The sequence below is a fragment of the Pseudolactococcus yaeyamensis genome (assembly GCF_054658615.1).
The window spans coordinates 1-17,383 of sequence record NZ_BAAGGP010000065.1 but is presented as its reverse complement, the minus strand read 5'-3'; the positions used below and the strand labels follow the sequence as shown (position 1 = coordinate 17,383).

General features: G+C 42.4%; 12 protein-coding genes. All 12 read right to left on the bottom strand.

Going from position 1 to position 17,383, the window contains the following annotated elements; genetic code table 11:
• Nucleotides 1–336: 336 nt before the first annotated feature.
• Nucleotides 337–1,137, bottom strand: a complete 801-nt coding sequence (locus ACYQ21_RS11370; RefSeq protein ID WP_460058541.1) for a Cof-type HAD-IIB family hydrolase — start codon at nucleotides 1,135–1,137, stop codon at nucleotides 337–339.
• An 18-nt stretch (nucleotides 1,138–1,155) separates the two neighbouring features.
• Complete coding sequence (locus tag ACYQ21_RS11365) at nucleotides 1,156–1,785, bottom strand: response regulator (protein WP_460058540.1); 630 nt, start codon at nucleotides 1,783–1,785, stop codon at nucleotides 1,156–1,158.
• A gap of 13 nt (nucleotides 1,786–1,798) precedes the next feature.
• A complete protein-coding gene (locus tag ACYQ21_RS11360; RefSeq protein ID WP_460058539.1) occupies nucleotides 1,799–2,743 on the bottom strand; it encodes a sensor histidine kinase in 945 nt (314 codons plus the stop codon).
• Between the two features lie 9 nt (nucleotides 2,744–2,752).
• Nucleotides 2,753–3,427: a cell wall-active antibiotics response protein LiaF gene (liaF, locus tag ACYQ21_RS11355; RefSeq protein ID WP_460058538.1), complete on the bottom strand. Its 675-nt coding sequence runs from the start codon at nucleotides 3,425–3,427 to the stop codon at nucleotides 2,753–2,755.
• Nucleotides 3,428–3,621: 194 nt separating this feature from the next.
• Nucleotides 3,622–3,951, bottom strand: a complete 330-nt coding sequence (locus ACYQ21_RS11350) for a metal-sulfur cluster assembly factor (protein ID WP_003136980.1) — start codon at nucleotides 3,949–3,951, stop codon at nucleotides 3,622–3,624.
• Between the two features lie 399 nt (nucleotides 3,952–4,350).
• Nucleotides 4,351–5,790, bottom strand: a complete 1,440-nt coding sequence (locus tag ACYQ21_RS11345; protein ID WP_460058537.1) for a glutamate synthase subunit beta — start codon at nucleotides 5,788–5,790, stop codon at nucleotides 4,351–4,353.
• A 1-nt stretch (nucleotide 5,791) separates the two neighbouring features.
• Nucleotides 5,792–10,294 carry a glutamate synthase large subunit gene (gene gltB / locus ACYQ21_RS11340; RefSeq protein WP_460058536.1) on the bottom strand — a complete coding sequence of 1,501 codons (4,503 nt, stop codon included), beginning with the start codon at nucleotides 10,292–10,294 and terminating at the stop codon, nucleotides 5,792–5,794.
• A gap of 341 nt (nucleotides 10,295–10,635) precedes the next feature.
• A complete protein-coding gene (locus ACYQ21_RS11335; protein ID WP_460058535.1) occupies nucleotides 10,636–11,682 on the bottom strand; it encodes a hypothetical protein in 1,047 nt (348 codons plus the stop codon).
• A gap of 45 nt (nucleotides 11,683–11,727) precedes the next feature.
• Nucleotides 11,728–14,349, bottom strand: coding sequence for a DUF7601 domain-containing protein (locus ACYQ21_RS11330; RefSeq protein ID WP_460058534.1), 2,622 nt, complete (start codon nucleotides 14,347–14,349; stop codon nucleotides 11,728–11,730).
• A complete protein-coding gene (locus ACYQ21_RS11325) occupies nucleotides 14,346–14,879 on the bottom strand; it encodes a signal peptidase I (protein ID WP_460058533.1) in 534 nt (177 codons plus the stop codon). The genes ACYQ21_RS11330 and ACYQ21_RS11325 overlap by 4 nt, the downstream gene beginning before the upstream one ends.
• A gap of 136 nt (nucleotides 14,880–15,015) precedes the next feature.
• Entirely contained in the window at nucleotides 15,016–16,113 is a 1,098-nt protein-coding gene (locus tag ACYQ21_RS11320; RefSeq protein ID WP_460058532.1) for a hypothetical protein, read from the bottom strand.
• Nucleotides 16,114–16,531: 418 nt separating this feature from the next.
• A partial coding sequence (locus tag ACYQ21_RS11315) for a hypothetical protein (protein ID WP_460058531.1) occupies nucleotides 16,532–17,383 on the bottom strand: 852 nt, incomplete at its 5' end.

The following is a 17,383-nucleotide window of genomic DNA, read 5'->3' as shown; positions in this document are numbered from 1 at the left end:
TTGAGCACAAGTCCTTGATAGCACTTGCGAAAAAATTTATTTTTCGTAGGCTTATTTAGGGCACCTTAATTTCTCAAATCTTCTAGAATAAATTGACAAGTCTTACTTGACTTATTACCACTAGACTTTCTGCGATTTCACTTCATGAAATCTTGAAACTTGACCTGCGCATGCGCTCCAGCCAAGCAGGGTCATTCGCGACCTAGCGTCCGCTCAAAGTCTTTCTGCGATTTCACTATATGAAATCTTGAAACTTGACCTGCGCATGCGCTCCGGCCAAGCAGGGTCATTCGCGACCTAGCGTCCGCTCAAAGTCTCATTTTTTATTTTTTACATTTATAGGATGTTCAGAGCTTTCAAAGCCTTTTCTATACCGTCATTTTCAACGGCGTCAGTGATGTAATCTGCCATTTCCAAAATTTCCGGGTGGGAAACTTTCATAGCAACTGAAAGTCCGCCAAGCTCAAATAGTTCAACGTCATTGAGTTCGTCACCAAAGTTCATGACATTTTCTACGCCTAAACCCAATTGTTCCAAAACACGTAAAACGCCTACTGCCTTGCTACTAGTTATGGGAACAATATCAGATGAATGCTCGTGCCATCGCACCAGTCGGACATTTTCAGCCAACTTTTCGGGTAAAACAAGCTGTTCTTCATGCTCTGACATGGTCTCCATCTGATAAATATCGTGTGTCAGATGATAATCAGGATCAAGCGGTAATTGACCATAAAAAGGTGCAATTGCAGTTCGCATCGTATCAGACCACCCCGAAGCAACAACTTGGTCAGCACCATAGAAAACATATTCAGATGAAGCAGCCTCTAACCAGTCTACAAGATCTGAGACGACTTTTGGAGGCAGTGCATGCTGATAAATTGCTTGTTCCAACTTGTCGACGACATAAGCACCATTTGCTGTGACCATAAAGTCAGGCTTCAACGCTCTGATTTCGGGCACCACACCGCAAAGATTTCGGCCTGTTGCAATTCCTGTCAAAATACCTTTTTGATGCAAGGTTTCAAACACACGTGGCATCGTTTCAGGCATAAAGCCTGTTTCTTTCACACGAAGCGTATCATCAATATCAAAAAAAATAATTTTAATATCTTTTGCTCTAGCTAGTAATTTTTCCATGTCTATATTATATCATTTTCAGGTAATTTTGTGCTTAATGGCATAAATCGCTGCCTGAGTCCGATCTTCTACTTGTAACTTGGACAGGATATTCGACACATGCGTTTTAACCGTCTTCAGTGAAATATAGAGTTCATCAGCAATTTCTTGATTGGACAAGCCTTTGGCAATCTCTTTGAGCACCTCTGATTCACGTGCGGTCAAATCTTCATATAACTCTGGCTGAGCATGTTTTTTTTCATAAATCTTAGCACGCACACTATCCGAAATCACATCTTGTCCTTCAGCAATTTTGCGAACAGATGCCGCAATTTCATGCGCCTGAGACGTTTTTAAGATATAGCCTTTGACACCCGCTTCAAGCGCTGGGAATATCTTCTCATCATCCAGAAAACTTGTTAAAATCAATATCTTGGCCTCTGGATTTTCAAGTAGAACGGCTTTTGAAGCCGCAATACCATCCATTTCATCCATGACCAAATCCATCAAGATGACATCTGGGCGATGTTGCTTGGCTTTTCGGACACCATCCAAGCCATTGACGGCTTCTGCCACGACTGACAAATCGTCCTGCATATTGAGATAGCTTGAAAGTCCCAGACGTACCATCTGGTGATCATCTACGAGCATAACTGTTATTTTTTCCATTTTTGTTCCTAACTTATTTAACTTTGGGGATGACGATTTTAACGACAGTTCCTGCCCCCGGGGCAGAATTCAGCTCAACTGTGCCACCCAGAGATAGCGTGCGCTCCTTGATATTTTTCAAGCCTTGACTGGCCGTTTTTTCGACCGTTGGGTCAAACCCAATACCATCATCCTTGACCACGAGCACCAAAGTCCCAGCTATTTGACTAAAAGAAATGTGGATATTTTGCGCTTTGGCATGACGTAAGGTATTTGACAACAGTTCTTGTGTCATTCGAAAAATGTTGTTTTCGATATTTTTATCGGCTTTGATTTCAGCGACGTTAGCTGATATTTTCGCTGATATTTTCGCTTGGAGTTCATCTATCAGCGCATTCAATCCTTCAGTCAAGGTCTTATCTGCTAATTCTGATGGGCGTAAATGCAATAACAAGGCTCGCATCTCATCTTGTGCTTCATGCAAAATTTTTAGTGTCAAAGTCGCCTGACTCGTGATTTGATTACTTGTCAGGTTCGGGTTATCAACGACAGAAGATAAAATCATGGTCGCCGCAAATAATTCTTGACTGACTGAATCATGCAGTTCGCGTGAAATCCGAATGCGTTCAGCCTCAACAATCGCTGCCTGCTCAATATTTTGCTTGACAGAGAGGTTTTGCAGCTCTAAAGACATCTCCTGCATTCGCTTGGATAGGCTCTGTAACATCTCGAGGTCTGGGCTTTCATTATTTAGGATTTTATCAACATCCTGCATCAAACTCGATTTCTCCTCGCCATATTGCAACAAAAAGAAACTAGTGTAGACGAGCGTTAAAACTGCGGATACAGTTAAGGTAAGCCAAGTCGTTTTAACATCTAGTAAGTTGATATGCAGCAAGCTCAGCAGCGCCACATTGGCGCCAATGGTGATGAGAAACCATGTGATGAAATTTGCGACAATATTCGGTTTTAATATCATCTTGTCTGACTATCCTTTAACCACTTCAACATTACCGCGACCGACATGAACAGTAATTCGGATGCGTTTATCAGAGCTACCAAATTCATCCGTCATATATCTGACGTGTTCTGTATTTACCTTCGTAATGTCATCAAAAATCTTGACGACACCTGAAAGTGCTGTCACATCAAGCATGACCGCCACATCATCAGGGACGATAATTTTCGTATTCCCTGAGGCTTTCTTTATGGTTAAATCATTACCTGACGATTGAAAAGTCGTGCATCCTAAGTCAATGACATCATTACCAGACAAGCGAGACACAACATTTTCAGATTGATTATCAAAAATACCACGGCGTTCAAAACTGCTTGCTTCAGAATTGCGAGACCTAGCATTGTTCACTGATGTATAAGTCGTGCCAGATGACTTCCAAAAGAGAATCCCCACAATCACTGGAAAGAGCAGAGCTAACCAAGTATAGCCATTTGCCACAAACATAATCAGGGCAACAACACCGAAACCGATGGCAATTTGTTGGAGGATTTTTTGTGTCGTCCAAGAAGTGGCGCGGCTAGAGAGAAAACCTAAGAATGAACCAATCCCTAAGACAATCAAAAAGAAAGGATTTCTAATTAGCGAAATACCTAAGAACACTAGCAATACAATTTCTATGATCACAAAAAGCTTAAATTTTTTCATACTCCTATTTTACCATTTTAGAGCCTAAAAAAATCAGCCATAAGACTGATTTCAATGCTAACCTCTGATGAGGTCTATAACCTTTACTTTAAACTGTAAAAATATTTAACTCATTACTTTATTGAAAACGAAAAACTCTCGTTTATCTTGTCAATGACACAAACAGGATTTCTATTTTATGAAATGAGTTGGATTTATCGAATCCCTAAAGCAATCCGTGCATAACGGCTCATTTTATCAACAGACCATGCTGGATACCAGACCAACTTCACTTCTGTTTCTGTGACTTCTGGGACTTCTTTCATGGCATCGTGAATTTGATCTGTTAAAAGATCAGCAAGCGGACAGCCCATTGTTGTCAGGGTCATTTGAATTTCCGTCCGACCACTATCTTCAAACTCGATGGCGTAAACTAGACCAAGGTTGATAATATCAACCCCTAATTCAGGGTCAATCACGCTTTCAAGCGCTGAGAGGATTCTATCTTTAATTTTTTCAACTTCTTCTGGGGTATAATTTGCCATTTTCGGTCACAAACCTTTCCTTACACTTAATAGCTTTATTCTAACAGAATTTTAGGATTTTGACAAATATGTTTGACTAAGGGCACGGCCGTTTCATAAATTCAATTTAAAATTTATTTTTCTGAATATTTTAAAAGAATATCGAGTTTTTAAAAAGAATAGCATATAAGATTAGCTATTGTTTGAAAATTCAAACAATACATTCAGTAATATTGTCCTTTTTTTGAATATTTTTACGAAAATAATTTGCAAAATATACCAATTAAAAATTTAAATCACTGATTTTTATGTATTTTTCAGAAAAATCAAATTCATGAAACGACCGTGTGACTAAGGGTACTCCTTCTAGCTACTAATGACAAAAATAGTACCAGAATTCTGATACCATTTTCATGATGTTTATTGTGTCACCAAGACGCGTAGGGTTTCATCAATTTTTTCGGCTGTCTTGCGGCCTTCACGAATGCCCCAGATAACTAATGATGGACCACGTTTGGCGTCACCTGTGACATAGACTTTTTCATTGTCCGTCGTATTGTCATCGAAAATTTGATTAATACCGAAGCCTTGGAAAATAGATTGCTCCGCGCCAGTGAAGCCCATGGCAAGGAGGACTAAATCAGCTTTCAGAGTTTCTTCTGTGCCTGCAACTGGCTTGAAGTCTGGACCGACTTGAACTGTATTTATCGCGATTAATTGGCCTCGTTCTGCACCGATAAACTCAGTTGTTGATGTTGCATAGCGGGTCAAGTTGATGTTACCAGCAGCAATAGCTTCTTCCTGACCATAACCTTTACGGTCAACCATTGGATATTCAGGCCATGGATTGGCATCAGTCCGTTGACCGGGGAGCTGAGGTGTGATCTCAAGTTGGGTTACACTTGCGGCACCGAGGCGAATTGCTGTGCCGATACAGTCATTTCCTGTATCACCACCACCGATTACGACAACATTTTTACCTTCAAGAGATTGACGCATTTTTTTGTCGCCATTGGCAAGGACGATTTTCGTGATATCTGTTAAGAAGTCAACCGCAAATTTCACGCCATTGAGTTCACGACCCGGTACTGGTAAGTCACGTGGGACGCTGGCACCTGTCGCTAAAATCACACGATCAAAGTCTGCTTCTAAAGCTTCAAATGAGATGTCACGACCAATTTCAGTGTTGGCAACAAATTCAATCCCAATTTCTGCCATGATGTCGATTCGGCGTTGGACGATATCTTTGTCAAGCTTCATGTTAGGAATCCCATACATCAGCAAGCCACCAAAGCGATCTGAGCGTTCGAATACTGTCACGTGATGTCCTAGTTGGTTCAACCGCCAAGCTGCCGAAAGTCCAGCAGGGCCAGAGCCAACAACGGCAATTCTGAAATCTGTCCGTTCTTTTGGTCGACCACTGTCTGCGACCCAGCCTTGTTCAAAGGCATTGTCAATGATAAAGCGTTCATTGTCGTGAATCGTTACACCGTCGCCGTTGAGACTTTCTGTACAGCCTTTTTCACAGGGTGCAGGACAGACACGCCCTGTCATTTCTGGCAGTGGATTTGTTCGTGATAAGCGGTCAAACGCTTTTTTAAATTCCCCACGGTAAACAAGGTCATTCCACTCAGGAATCAAGTTGTCGTTTGGACAACCTGAGACCGCACGACCACCACCGTAAAATTCACCGGCGTGACAGAAAGGTATCCCACACCCCATACAACGCGCTGCTTGTTCTTGTCTTTCGTCAACGCCAAGCGGGACTTGTAATTCTTCAAAGTCCAAGATACGCTCAGCAACAGAACGGTAAGTATTATCCTTACGTTTATATGTCATAAAGCCAAATGGATCTGCCATCTTATTTGCCCCCTACTTTAATTAATTCAGCCTTTTCAGCTGCAGGTGTCCGCATTGCTTTCTCAAATGTTGCCATTTCAAGTTCGCTTCCGGTCAACCCTGTTTGTGCCAAATGATATTCGATTTCCTTAATTTCATGGAACTCTCTTGGATAAACTTTGACAAATTTATCAACAGCATTGTCCCAATCAGCAAGCAAGGCCTTTGCTTTTTCAGAGTCCGTATAGGTCGCATGATTTTCAACCATTTCTTTCAGGACTTCGTCGCCACGTGTTTGACCGACTTGATATAAATCAACCATTTCCATGTTGACTTTATCCGCAAAATCGCCTTTAGCATCGTAAACATAGGCAACACCACCACTCATACCAGCAGCAAAGTTTTGACCGGTGCTACCAAGAATTACGGCTAAACCACCCGTCATGTATTCACAACCATGTTCGCCGACACCTTCGACAACGACTTTAGCACCTGAGTTCCGGACGCAGAAACGCTCTCCCGCACGACCACGGAAATAGGCTTCCCCACGAACTGCACCAAACAAGGAGACATTACCGACAATCGGAGAGGCTTCAACATTAAAGCCTGCATCAACTGGTGGTTTCACGATAACACGACCACCTGATAGTGATTTGGCGATGTAGTCATTGGCTTCGCCAATCAGCGTGATTTCCATTCCTTGCGTTGCAAAGGATGCAAAAGATTGACCGGCAATACCTGTGTATTCATATTTCAGCAAGCCCGGTTCAAGTTCATAATTCCCATAACGTTCCGCAATCCAGCCAGCCATTCTAGCACCCGCTGTCCGTGTCACATTATTAATCGTTTCTTTAACGGTCACACCTGTACCGCTATCAATGGCAGCTTGGGCAAAGCCATCAAGTTCTCGCCACTGACGTTCTTCGATAAAGGGATCAACCACTTTACGCTCAATCGGCATGGTTGTACCGATAATGCGACTGAAATCAAGCGACTTAGCTTTACCTTTGGCGATAAACTTAGGTTTCAAGACTTCAGCATGACCGATCATGTCGTCTACTGAACGGAAACCAAGGTCTGCCATAATTTCACGCAGTTCTTGCGCTAGGAATTCCATACCATTGACAACGTGTTCTGGCTTGCCAGCAAAATGCGCACGAAGCTCTGGATTTTGTGTTGCCACACCCACTGGACAAGTATTCAATGAGCAAACACGCATCATAACACAGCCGACAGCCACTAAAGCAAGTGAGGCAAATGAATATTCTTCAGCGCCTAAAAGAGCAGCAACCGCGATATCACGACCTGTCATCAATTTTCCATCGGTTTCAAGGGTCATCCGTTGACGTAAGTGATTCATCGTCAAGGTTTGATGCGCTTCAGCAAGTCCCATCTCCCATGGCAAACCAGCATCACGCGCTGAATTCCGTGGCGAGGCACCTGTACCGCCATCATAACCTGAAATCACGACTTTATCCGCACCCGCTTTGACACAACCTGTCGCGATTGTTCCAACACCTGTTGATGAAACAAGTTTGACGTTGATTTTCGCATAAGGATTAATGGCCTTGAGGTCATAAATCAATTGTGCCAAATCTTCGATAGAATAAATATCATGATGTGGTGGTGGGGAAATCAAAGTCACACCCGGCGTTGAGCCACGGATTTCTGCAACCCATGGAAAAGCTTTACCACCCGGTAATTGACCACCTTCGCCCGGTTTCGCACCTTGTGCTAATTTGATTTGTAATTCTTCGGCACTCATCAGGTATTCAGCATTGACACCAAAACGACCTGAGGCAACCTGTTTGATTTTAGAGTTGAGGTTAGTCCCGTCTGCTTGTTTGTGGAAACGCGCCCGATTTTCGCCCCCCTCGCCTGAGTTAGACTTCGCACCAATCGAGTTCATGGCAGCAGCAATCGTTTCATGGGCTTCTTTTGAAAGCGAGCCAAAACTCATCGCCCCTACTTTGAAACGTTTGACGATATTGTCAACAGGTTCAACTTCTGACAAAGCAACGGGTGTGCGATTGCCTTTCAATTCCCAAATATGACGAAGGTTTGACGGTGTGTCATCAGCTTCCAAATCAAGCTCAGCAGAATATGCCTTATACAGGTCATAATCGCCTTGACGGACCGCTTTTTGAAAGTTGTAAATCGTCAAGGGATTAAAGATATGGTGTTCGCCATCTGCCTTGAACTGGAACGAACCGCCTGATGGCAAGATTTCATGACTGCGATGACCGTAAGCAAATTCATAGCGTTCTAGGTATTCTGCTTCGATTTGGTCTAGCGTCAGACCGCTAATCCGTGTCACGGTGCCACGGAAATACTTGTCAACGACAGCATCGGAAAGACCGACAGCTTCAAAAAGCTGCGCGCCTTTATAACCTGAAACAGTCGAAATCCCCATACGGCTCATGACTTTGATAATGCCTTTTTCAGCTGCTTGACGGAATGACTCAGCCTTGTCCGACAAGTTATAATCTTTCAGGGTTTCATAAGCACCGTAAGGATGGATGGCACTCGCACCATAACCTACGATTGTCGCAAAATGATGGACTTCATTGACTTCCGCTGTATCCACAACAATCGAGAACTGACTGCCTTTGCCTTTTTCGACCATGTAGTTGTATAAACCAGATGTCGCAAGCAAGATCGGCATCGGCATGAAACCTTCTTTTTGATCACGATCACTCAGGATAATGATACTAGCACCCTTGTCAACTGCTGCTTCGACTACTTTAAACATATCGACTAAGGCGTGTTCCAAACGGTTTGGTGTGTCTTTGGTCACATCATATAAAGTCGAAATCGTTTGAGCCTGATGTTTTTGATCAGATAGGGCAGCTATTTTTTCAAAGTCTTCTGTCCTTAAAACTGGACTATCGAGTTTGAGCTTGACACAATTTTCATCGTTATCCACGCGCAAATCGCCATCACGACCCAGATAGACTTCTGTCCCGACGACAATTTTTTCACGAATGGCATCAATCGGTGGATTGGTCACTTGGGCAAACTGTTGTTTGAAATACGTAAAGAGAGATTGATTTTTTTGTGATAGCACAGCAAGCGGACTATCATATCCCATGGCAATGACCGGCTCTTGACCATTTTCTGCCATCGGTACAATTACTGTTCTGATAACTTCTTCTGTATAGCCAAAGAGTTTGTGCATGGTTTGACGGTCATCTTCTGAGATAGCATCAAAGGCTGCTTTTTCTGTCAGGTCATCAATATGAAGTAAGTTATTCTCTAACCATTTTTCATAAGGGAATTGCGCGGCGTAATGTTTTTTGACTTCTTCATTACGGAGGATTTTACCGTTGACTGTGTCAACGAGCATTATATTACCCGGACCAAGCACGCCTTTTTCGACAACACGGCTAGGTTCAAAGTCTACGACACCAGACTCTGATGAGCAGACGATGAAGTTATCTTTGGTGATGCTATAACGACTTGGACGCAAACCATTCCGGTCAAGACGGGCACCTACGGTATCTCCATCTGTAAAGACTAACGCTGCTGGACCATCCCACGGTGCCATAAAAGATGAGGTATACTCATAAAACGACGTTAATTCTGGCGACAAGCCAGCCTCTTTACCCCAAGCCTCTGGTATCATCATCAAAAGCGCATGAGGCATCTCACGACCGTTGCGGTAGAGATACTCCATACAGTTTTCGAGTTTGGCTGAGTCGGAGTTTTCTTCATTATAAATCTCGATTTTGTGCGAGGTCATCCAGTTTTCAGCGCCACGCAAGGTGTTGATTTCGCCATTGTGGGCGAGGAAGCGGAAAGGCTGCGCACGATCCCATGACGGGAAGGTGTTAGTTGAGAAACGTGAGTGAGTCAGAGCTATCGTTGATTTGAAGGTGGGGTCTGACAAGTCAGGATAGAATGTCCGGACTTGGAAAGCATGGAGCATGCCTTTGTAAACGATTGTTTTACTTGAAAGTGAGCAGATGAACACCTCAGACGTCGCAAATGTTTTCTCAAGTTTACGACGGAGACGATAAAGTCTATCTTCAAAATCGCGACCACTTTTGCTATCGGTTGGTTTTGATAGGATAAACTGAACAAAGGATGGCATGATAGCTTGCGCACCGGGACCACAGTTGTCAAAATTAAACGGTACATCTCGTGTCATTAAGATTTGATAGCCGTCAGCTTGCATTTCGTTGCTGATTGATTTGCAAAGCGCTGCTTTCTTGTCCGCTGCTTTAGGCAAGAAAAACTGACCCACGGCGTAGTCACCTGAGTTTGGTAATGTGATACTATTTTCTGTTGCAATTTTTGTAAAAAATTCATGTGGCATGGCAAAAAGCGCACCGGCACCATCGCCCGTATCAGGTTCTGCTCCTGTCCCGCCACGGTGATTCATGCGTTCTAAGATTGTCATCGCATAATCAACGAGCTCATGGGTCGGTTTACCATCTATTTGGGCAATGAAGCCCATTCCGCAGGCATCAGACTCAAAAGACTGATCCCACAAAGTTTGCCGTCTAGCTTGTAATTTATCCATTCATTCATCCTCTCACAGATAATGTCAAACATCTTTTACTTCTGTGAAGTTGTCTGACAAAAGATATAGCATTATTCTACCAAAAAAAATTGAAAATGACAAGTGAATTTTCTGAAAATTCATTATTTTTGATACACCTCAAACGGAGACCAAGTAAATTTGGACAAAAGTTGAGAATTCACATCATTAGCCAATCATAAAATAGACAAACTGTATGAATTCAACGTTTCAAAAACGAATTTCATACAGTTTGTCTATTTTTATCTCGCCCTCTTTAAAAAGCCATTCAAACACTAGAAAAGTTGGCGATTTAGTCAATACCCTACTTTCCTATCTTGTGATTATACTTTCTCATTATTTTGCTTGCTGTGACTATGCTTGCTTTGAACATCGTACCTGCTTTGTTTATGCCTGCCTCGATAGCGTCTAAAGCGCATTTTTTTCTGTGTATCCTGTGGTTTCTGATTCTGTTCAGACGCTTGTGCAAGCGCCAAATCCTGAGCGGGTTTTAAGGAACGAACAAATTCTAGTACTTGTTCAAGACTCAGCTCCTCAACAGGTTCTGAATCTTGAACAGGTGCTACTTCCGAAACAAATTCTGCATCCAAAATAGATTCTGCTTCCAAAACAAATTCTGCTTCCGAAACAAATTCTGCTTCCAAAACAAATTCTGCTTCCAAAACAAGTTCTGCTTCCGAAACAAGTTCTGCTTCCGAAACAAGTTCTGCTTCCGAAACAAGTTCTGCTTCCGAAACAAGTTCTGCTTCCGAAACAAGTTCTGCTTCCGAAACAAATTCTGCTTCCGAAACAAATTCTGCTTCCGAAATCGGTGCTGCGGATACAACTGTTTCTGCTATACTTGTTTTCTCAACTGTCTCCTTCACAACACTCTCTTTACCGACCTTCTCTTCATCCGTCACCTTTCTAGGAATCCAATAGCTCAATAGATAGTTAAGCAAAAGTATGATAGCAACATAGATGAGCATATCACGACGACCACTAGATGTCAGATTCTTATCACGAAACTGACCTAAAAACCCGATTTCTTGCCAAGGTACACCTACGGTATGATCATACTTAATACGACCGGCTAAGGTTGAAATACTATTAGCTTTAATAGCCTGTGTCACAGTCGTTGTCTGGCTATTACCGACTTCATCCATGTAGACAAGGGTATCACCTACTTGGATATCTGTGGGTTTGACATGTTTCAAATAGTACAGACTTTTTTTCTGTGCGTTACTCTGATGCGGCGCTGTCACGACCTGCAATTCAAAAGCTGTCGGTAAAATAAACAAACCGATATAGGCAAGGATACTCAAGCCAAAGCCAATGCGTAAAACACGTCTACTCCAAACGGCAAAGCGCTCAAGTTTAGCATGAACCAAAATATCCTCCTATAGATTTGGCAGCTATTGCCAGCCTTTTTAATATTATTTCCGCCTTGATTTGAGCCATCTTCTGTAAACCAATGTCAGCACTGCGAGACCAAATAGGATAGAGCCAAAGGTTACCGCATCCCCAGTCTCTGGCAATAGACCACTTGGCACATCAGTTCTCGGCAAACGTTCTACTGGTGGCTGCTGACTTGATGGTGGCGTCGATGGCGGTGTGCTACTTGACGGCGGTCTTGTGCTTGATGGTGGGGGACTTGTAGATGGTGGTGTTGCTTCCTCATAGTGATTGGTGAAAATAGCCCACTCACTGACTTGACCATCTGGCTGACTGTAGACTGCTGACACAACTTTTAGGGCTTGCCCTTCTTTCTCAATTTTTATCGTTAAGGTGTAAGTTGTGCGATCATAAATATAGCCTGTCAGACTGCCTGTCTTTTCATAGATATGATAGACATATTCTCCAGCCTTATCAAAGTTCAAGGCTTTAAAATTTGCAACACCCGCCCCAGAAATGCTGACGGTTTGTGTTTCCGTCGGTTTTTGATGAATAGATGTCAAGACAAAATCAAATTTTTCATTTTTTTCTGGTAGGTTACCCGTCAGTTTCTTCTCAACTTTTGGTGTCAAACTAGTTGGGTTGACATAGGTATTGAGGATATCATAACCTGTAACCTGACTTTCAAAATGAGGTATCCCGACTTCACGTATCTGATAGTTAATCTCATGACCAGTTGCATCATATTTCGGTGCTTTAAACTGATACAACCATTTGCCATCAGCGCTGACTTGGACGACTTTTTCTTCGATAACTGTGCCAGATTCATCCAGTAACTGAACGGTGATTTTGTCCGGCAGTTGAATCCCTTTCGGTATCGACCAAGTCTTTTCACCTGAGATATCGACTTCTTCTTCGCCAAAATAAGTATTCGTCGCAATCGCTGTGACATCTTGCGTGACTTGGTCTCGACTGTCATTTTCAAAACTCGTGAGTTGATAGCCATCTTTTTCATAATTTGTCTCAATAAGTTGATAGCTAGCACCATAAGGTAGCGTGAATGTCTTACTTTCATCTCCTCGTAGGGTAAAGAGTTGATCTGCTCGACCTGTTATGATGAGCTTAAACTCAAATGTTTTATTGGCATCCGCAGATGAGGGTGCCACCACTTTTTTAATGACGGTAAGTTTTGGTGGCGCTATATTTTCAAATGTCACAACAACTGCTTGTTTTTCATCAGAAATCGTTCCTGATATAGTGCGTGTGGCTGGGTGATAATCTCCAGGGTCGACTTCCTCTACTTGATAGCTTGTCCCCAGTGGTAAAGCTTTAATCATCGCACTAGCACCCGCAGTCAGTTTAATCGTATCACCAGATTTGATGCTCAATACCTGTGTCAGAGTTCCCGTCATGATTATCAGCTCATAAGACTTGTCTGTCGAAAGCGTGACTTTAAAGCTGAAGCTATCTTTGGCGTTGCCTTGACCTGTGACAAGCTTTTGAATGACTAAATCACCTTTGTCATCTGGAGATATCGCTTTAAAATTATTGGTAACGACATGGCTTGCAATTTTACCGGTGATAATCGTGCCTTGAATGGTCGAAAAGTCCGTCACATAATCAGCGTATGGTGTCTCGGTTACCGTATAGGTAACACCATTTGGGAGGTCAGCGAAATAAGCTGTTTCATCCGCTTTTAAGTAGAACTGGTCTTTATCCGTCAGTTTGACTTGTTTATCTCCGATATAAGGGTGGTACTGCTTGCCATCACTAAATTTAATGGTAAATTCATAGGCTCTACCGTCTTGGTCTGCCGTCGCATTGGTCACACGCTTGGTGATTTTTAAGCCACCGATTGCCTTTAAATTGGTAAAGTGGACGATTTGTGGTTTTCCTGATAAATCACCTACTGTATTTGTGCCTTGAGAACTATAACCTGGTGCATTGTCCTCAATTACCTCATAATGGATTGTTCGCGGTAAAGATTTAAAAATCGCCTGTTGTCCATGTTTGAGGGTCAACTTCTCGCCACTTTTAATCGTATAGCTCACATTATCTATGGTATAGGTAAAACTATCCGTCACAGATTGACCATTTTGCGTGAAATTGACGGTAAAGTAGAACTCTCGTGCTTTATCCGCTTCGGATAAGGTAAGACCATCTGGTGGTAAAACTTGTTTTTGAATTGTCAAATCTGCTGTCAACAGGGCATTGTAGACATCAAGATAGATATGTTCGCCTTCACTCCCTTTGATTTCAAAAGGAAATCGTGTGATTTTTTTACCATTTTCATCTGCCAAAAAATCATAGTCAAATGGCGGTCTCACTTCTTCAAAATAATACTTGCCTACGGTCAAATTATCCAGAAAAATCTCACCATTTTGATCAGTGTGATAGTCTAAACCGATTTGTGTCGGCTTGTCGGGCTGAGCAGGATTTTCTTTAAAAAGTCTAAAGGTAACATCTGGCAGAAGTGTCTGCGTTTTCTCCCCTTTTTCGTCTAGCGCATATTTCCGTAAGGTCACGCTCGACTGGCTATCTTTCGTTTCAGACTCAAAGGTCTTATGTTGCGTCGCATTTTGCCATGCAAAAACAGCACCTAAACCCAGTAGGAAAAAGCATGTCAGACTTGTTATGACCCAAATAAGATGACGCTTCTTCATCCTGTGACTTCCTTTCCTTCTGGCGTTTTAACTGCTAATTCTCGTATAAAATGTAAAAGTATTGCGACCGCAAATACGATAATTAAATAAATCGGTTGGCTTTGAAGTGTAGCCCCTAAATAACCTAGATTTGGGATGACTAATCTCACTTTTCCGATGATATTGTCAGCGTAGACTGGTTCTTCGTCTACTTTGGGATTATTGACACCCTTGGTTGTCAAAATCGTTTTCCCTTCCTTATCTTTTCCAATCGCAACCACTCTGTGGGTGACACGGGTTTTCTCATTTTTATAAAAAACTAAGTCATCTCCCTGTTTGATTGCCTCTATCGGTAAAGCACGTGCAATCACGACAGAGCCAATCGGCTCCACAGTAGCCATACTCCCTGTTTTGACCATAAAAACAGAGAAGCCTGCGACTTTTGTAACGGTATTATCTTTCTTTGTTAAGGATAAGGCGACTAAACCAAGCGAAAAGACAATCACGATAATCAAGAGGATATCAACCATTTCTTTAAGGACTTTTGACATGACTATTTTCTTATCCTTTCTGTGATTTTATTCCCTGAAAGATAATCACAGAAACTTGACCTACGCTTACGCTTCGTCCAATCGCATCATTCGCGAACGGTGTCCGCTCAAAGGCTTTCTGTGATGTCTTCCCTGATTATTTCTGTGCTTGCCAAGCTTGTCGCAGTTGTGCTGGTAAGTCGTTCCAAGTGCTTGATTTGTTTAGCTCTGCTTGATTGATGGCATCTAAATCTGCATGAATGGCATAGTAGAGGAGCTGACCTTGGGGTTTATATTTCAAGGTGGTCGTTTCAAGAAGGTTGGCAGTGGTCGCTCTGACTGGTAGGATTTCCCCCCAGTAAACCCAGCCGTTGGTGTTGCCTGTATCGACAATCCACTTTTTAACTGGTTTGGCATCGTAGTCAGTGACCCACTGGGCTAAGGAAATCACATCCTTAGAAAAACCGAGCATCACATAAGTTTCAAACGCTTGACTGATGCCCAAAGGGGTCAAGTCACTTTCAAAAAGGTGTGTGGTATAAGCATCCTCACCATGACTTACCTCATGGTGTTTATCAACGGCATCTTGTTTGGCGTTGGCGACACCTGGGATGAGCGAAGTCGGCGCAGATGTTTGTGTACTTAAGACGAGACGTTCACTGTGCCAACCTGTAGGTTGCGTGGCATTCACCGCCAAATACCAATAGCCAGAAAAATCAGCACCCTGTGCGTTGACATCCGCCTCAGTCTTGATTTGTTCTGGCGTCACTTCGTCTTGCAAGGCTTTTCCCGTGACAAAATCAAGCGCCTCTTTTTCAGTTTTAAAATGTATCAGTTTGTTTGAGTTATCTTGTAAGTACCGTTTGTCTGAGTACTGCTTGGCTTGTGTCGCAAACTCTAAAAACTCATCTAGGTTTAAACGGATATAGAGTGGCTCAAACTGAGTGGTTGCAGGGATGGGATTTTCCACCGCATTTTTAACGCGAATCTCGCGTTTCAAGGTCTGATTCACCTGCCAGTTTTTTGGCGTTTTATCCTCAGTTTCACCGATCAGGAACACCTCTCGGTCAATTTCAGTCGTTTTGAACTCGTTTGTTTTATGTTGGGTCTGGTCATGATAGCCATATGTCCCACTTAAGGTAATCAGTAGCCCTAAGACTGAAACAACTGTTGTCGCAAACAATGCCGGACGACCAGATCGTTTCAAAGTTATCTTTTTTGTCACTGGTAACTCATGCTTTCCTTTGCGCTGCATAGCTTGTTTCCTTTCGTATGGATTGTGAAACTTTTTGACAATTAAGATTTTCGTTTCCAAACTCTTGTTTGTTTTGACGACTCATTACTATTTTATCATATTATACTTACTTTGCAAAACATCTAGATGCTTATTTTGTCATATCCTCTAACTTGCTGCTTAAGCCTAGAGTTCTATTGCAAAATAAGTCAATCAACCTCATTAGAAAAACGCCTAGCTAAAACAGACAGATGGTGTTTCTAGCCATGTCTATTTTAACAGGAATCATTCACAACTAGGTAAGCCTTTTATCAGTGAAGTTACTCTCTACTTATCTCAAGCAATCACGCTAGTCTATGAAGCAAGTGCCTATCACAGCACTTGCCACTAAATTTTTTAATTCTCTAGTAGTCCTTTGTCTCAATCCGCTCAGTTTTACTTAATCAACTGACAGATATAGAGCGGGACGGACAGAAAGAGTTTCGTATACATCTGTGGAGTAGGTGTAGGTAAGATAATCATTGCGGATATCGCCGTCAAGGACATTTCCTGCTGCACTAGTATTACTACCTGGTGATCGAAGCCAAAAAGAATTTAAATTTGTACCACTGAAATCTAAGAGTGTGACATAATGATCACTTAGAGTTTTTGGCACACCAATAGCCCCGTGGATATCTCCATAGTTCAAGGCAAAAGCTTGCTTCTTCCCACTACCCACTGTTGTTTCAAAGCGTGCATCTTGATAAAATTTGCCGTAGTCTTCTTCATCAATAGTACTGAAATCCCAGTCAAAATACACATCTACATCACCATCTTCGTTATGATTCTCATATGCATTACCTTCGAATCCTGGACCTGTGTAAGTTTTCCATGTTGGTGTGTTGAGAGCCACAGGCTGCACCGCAGCAGTATAATTCGTTAGTTTTTGATTATAATAGGCATCAATGATTGCTTTCACACGTGAACGGCTATAGCCATCATCATCAGGTCCGTCAAAGAAGTATTTTTCACCATCAAAAGCAATTTTACTTGTTTGAAGCTGATAGTTGATCCGTAACGCATTATCTTCGCTGTGTTCGACATAATAACCGGCGGTTTCAACATTAAAACCTAAGCCTGTCACTTCATCTTCCGTCAAAGCTGAAAACTTGATAACTAAACGATTTTTCCCCATCTCTTTTGTATTGACAACACGCCAGATGGCATCGTTCCAGATGAACTCTTGATCGGTTGGCTGAGCCGCATCTGCTTTTTTTGTTGCGTTCAATTTTTTATAATAAACGGCATAGAG

What these genes read in the sequence shown, in the direction of transcription:
- ACYQ21_RS11320 (WP_460058532.1), bottom strand. Translation starts at nt 16,113, where the DNA reads ATGCAGCGCAAAGGAAAGCATGAGTTACCAGTGACAAAAAAGATAACT.
- gltB (WP_460058536.1), bottom strand. Translation starts at nt 10,294, where the DNA reads ATGGATAAATTACAAGCTAGACGGCAAACTTTGTGGGATCAGTCTTTT.
- ACYQ21_RS11350 (WP_003136980.1), bottom strand. Translation starts at nt 3,951, where the DNA reads ATGGCAAATTATACCCCAGAAGAAGTTGAAAAAATTAAAGATAGAATC.
- ACYQ21_RS11330 (WP_460058534.1), bottom strand. Translation starts at nt 14,349, where the DNA reads ATGAAGAAGCGTCATCTTATTTGGGTCATAACAAGTCTGACATGCTTT.
- liaF (WP_460058538.1), bottom strand. Translation starts at nt 3,427, where the DNA reads ATGAAAAAATTTAAGCTTTTTGTGATCATAGAAATTGTATTGCTAGTG.
- ACYQ21_RS11345 (WP_460058537.1), bottom strand. Translation starts at nt 5,790, where the DNA reads ATGGCAGATCCATTTGGCTTTATGACATATAAACGTAAGGATAATACT.
- ACYQ21_RS11365 (WP_460058540.1), bottom strand. Translation starts at nt 1,785, where the DNA reads ATGGAAAAAATAACAGTTATGCTCGTAGATGATCACCAGATGGTACGT.
- ACYQ21_RS11325 (WP_460058533.1), bottom strand. Translation starts at nt 14,879, where the DNA reads ATGTCAAAAGTCCTTAAAGAAATGGTTGATATCCTCTTGATTATCGTG.
- ACYQ21_RS11360 (WP_460058539.1), bottom strand. Translation starts at nt 2,743, where the DNA reads ATGATATTAAAACCGAATATTGTCGCAAATTTCATCACATGGTTTCTC.
- ACYQ21_RS11370 (WP_460058541.1), bottom strand. Translation starts at nt 1,137, where the DNA reads ATGGAAAAATTACTAGCTAGAGCAAAAGATATTAAAATTATTTTTTTT.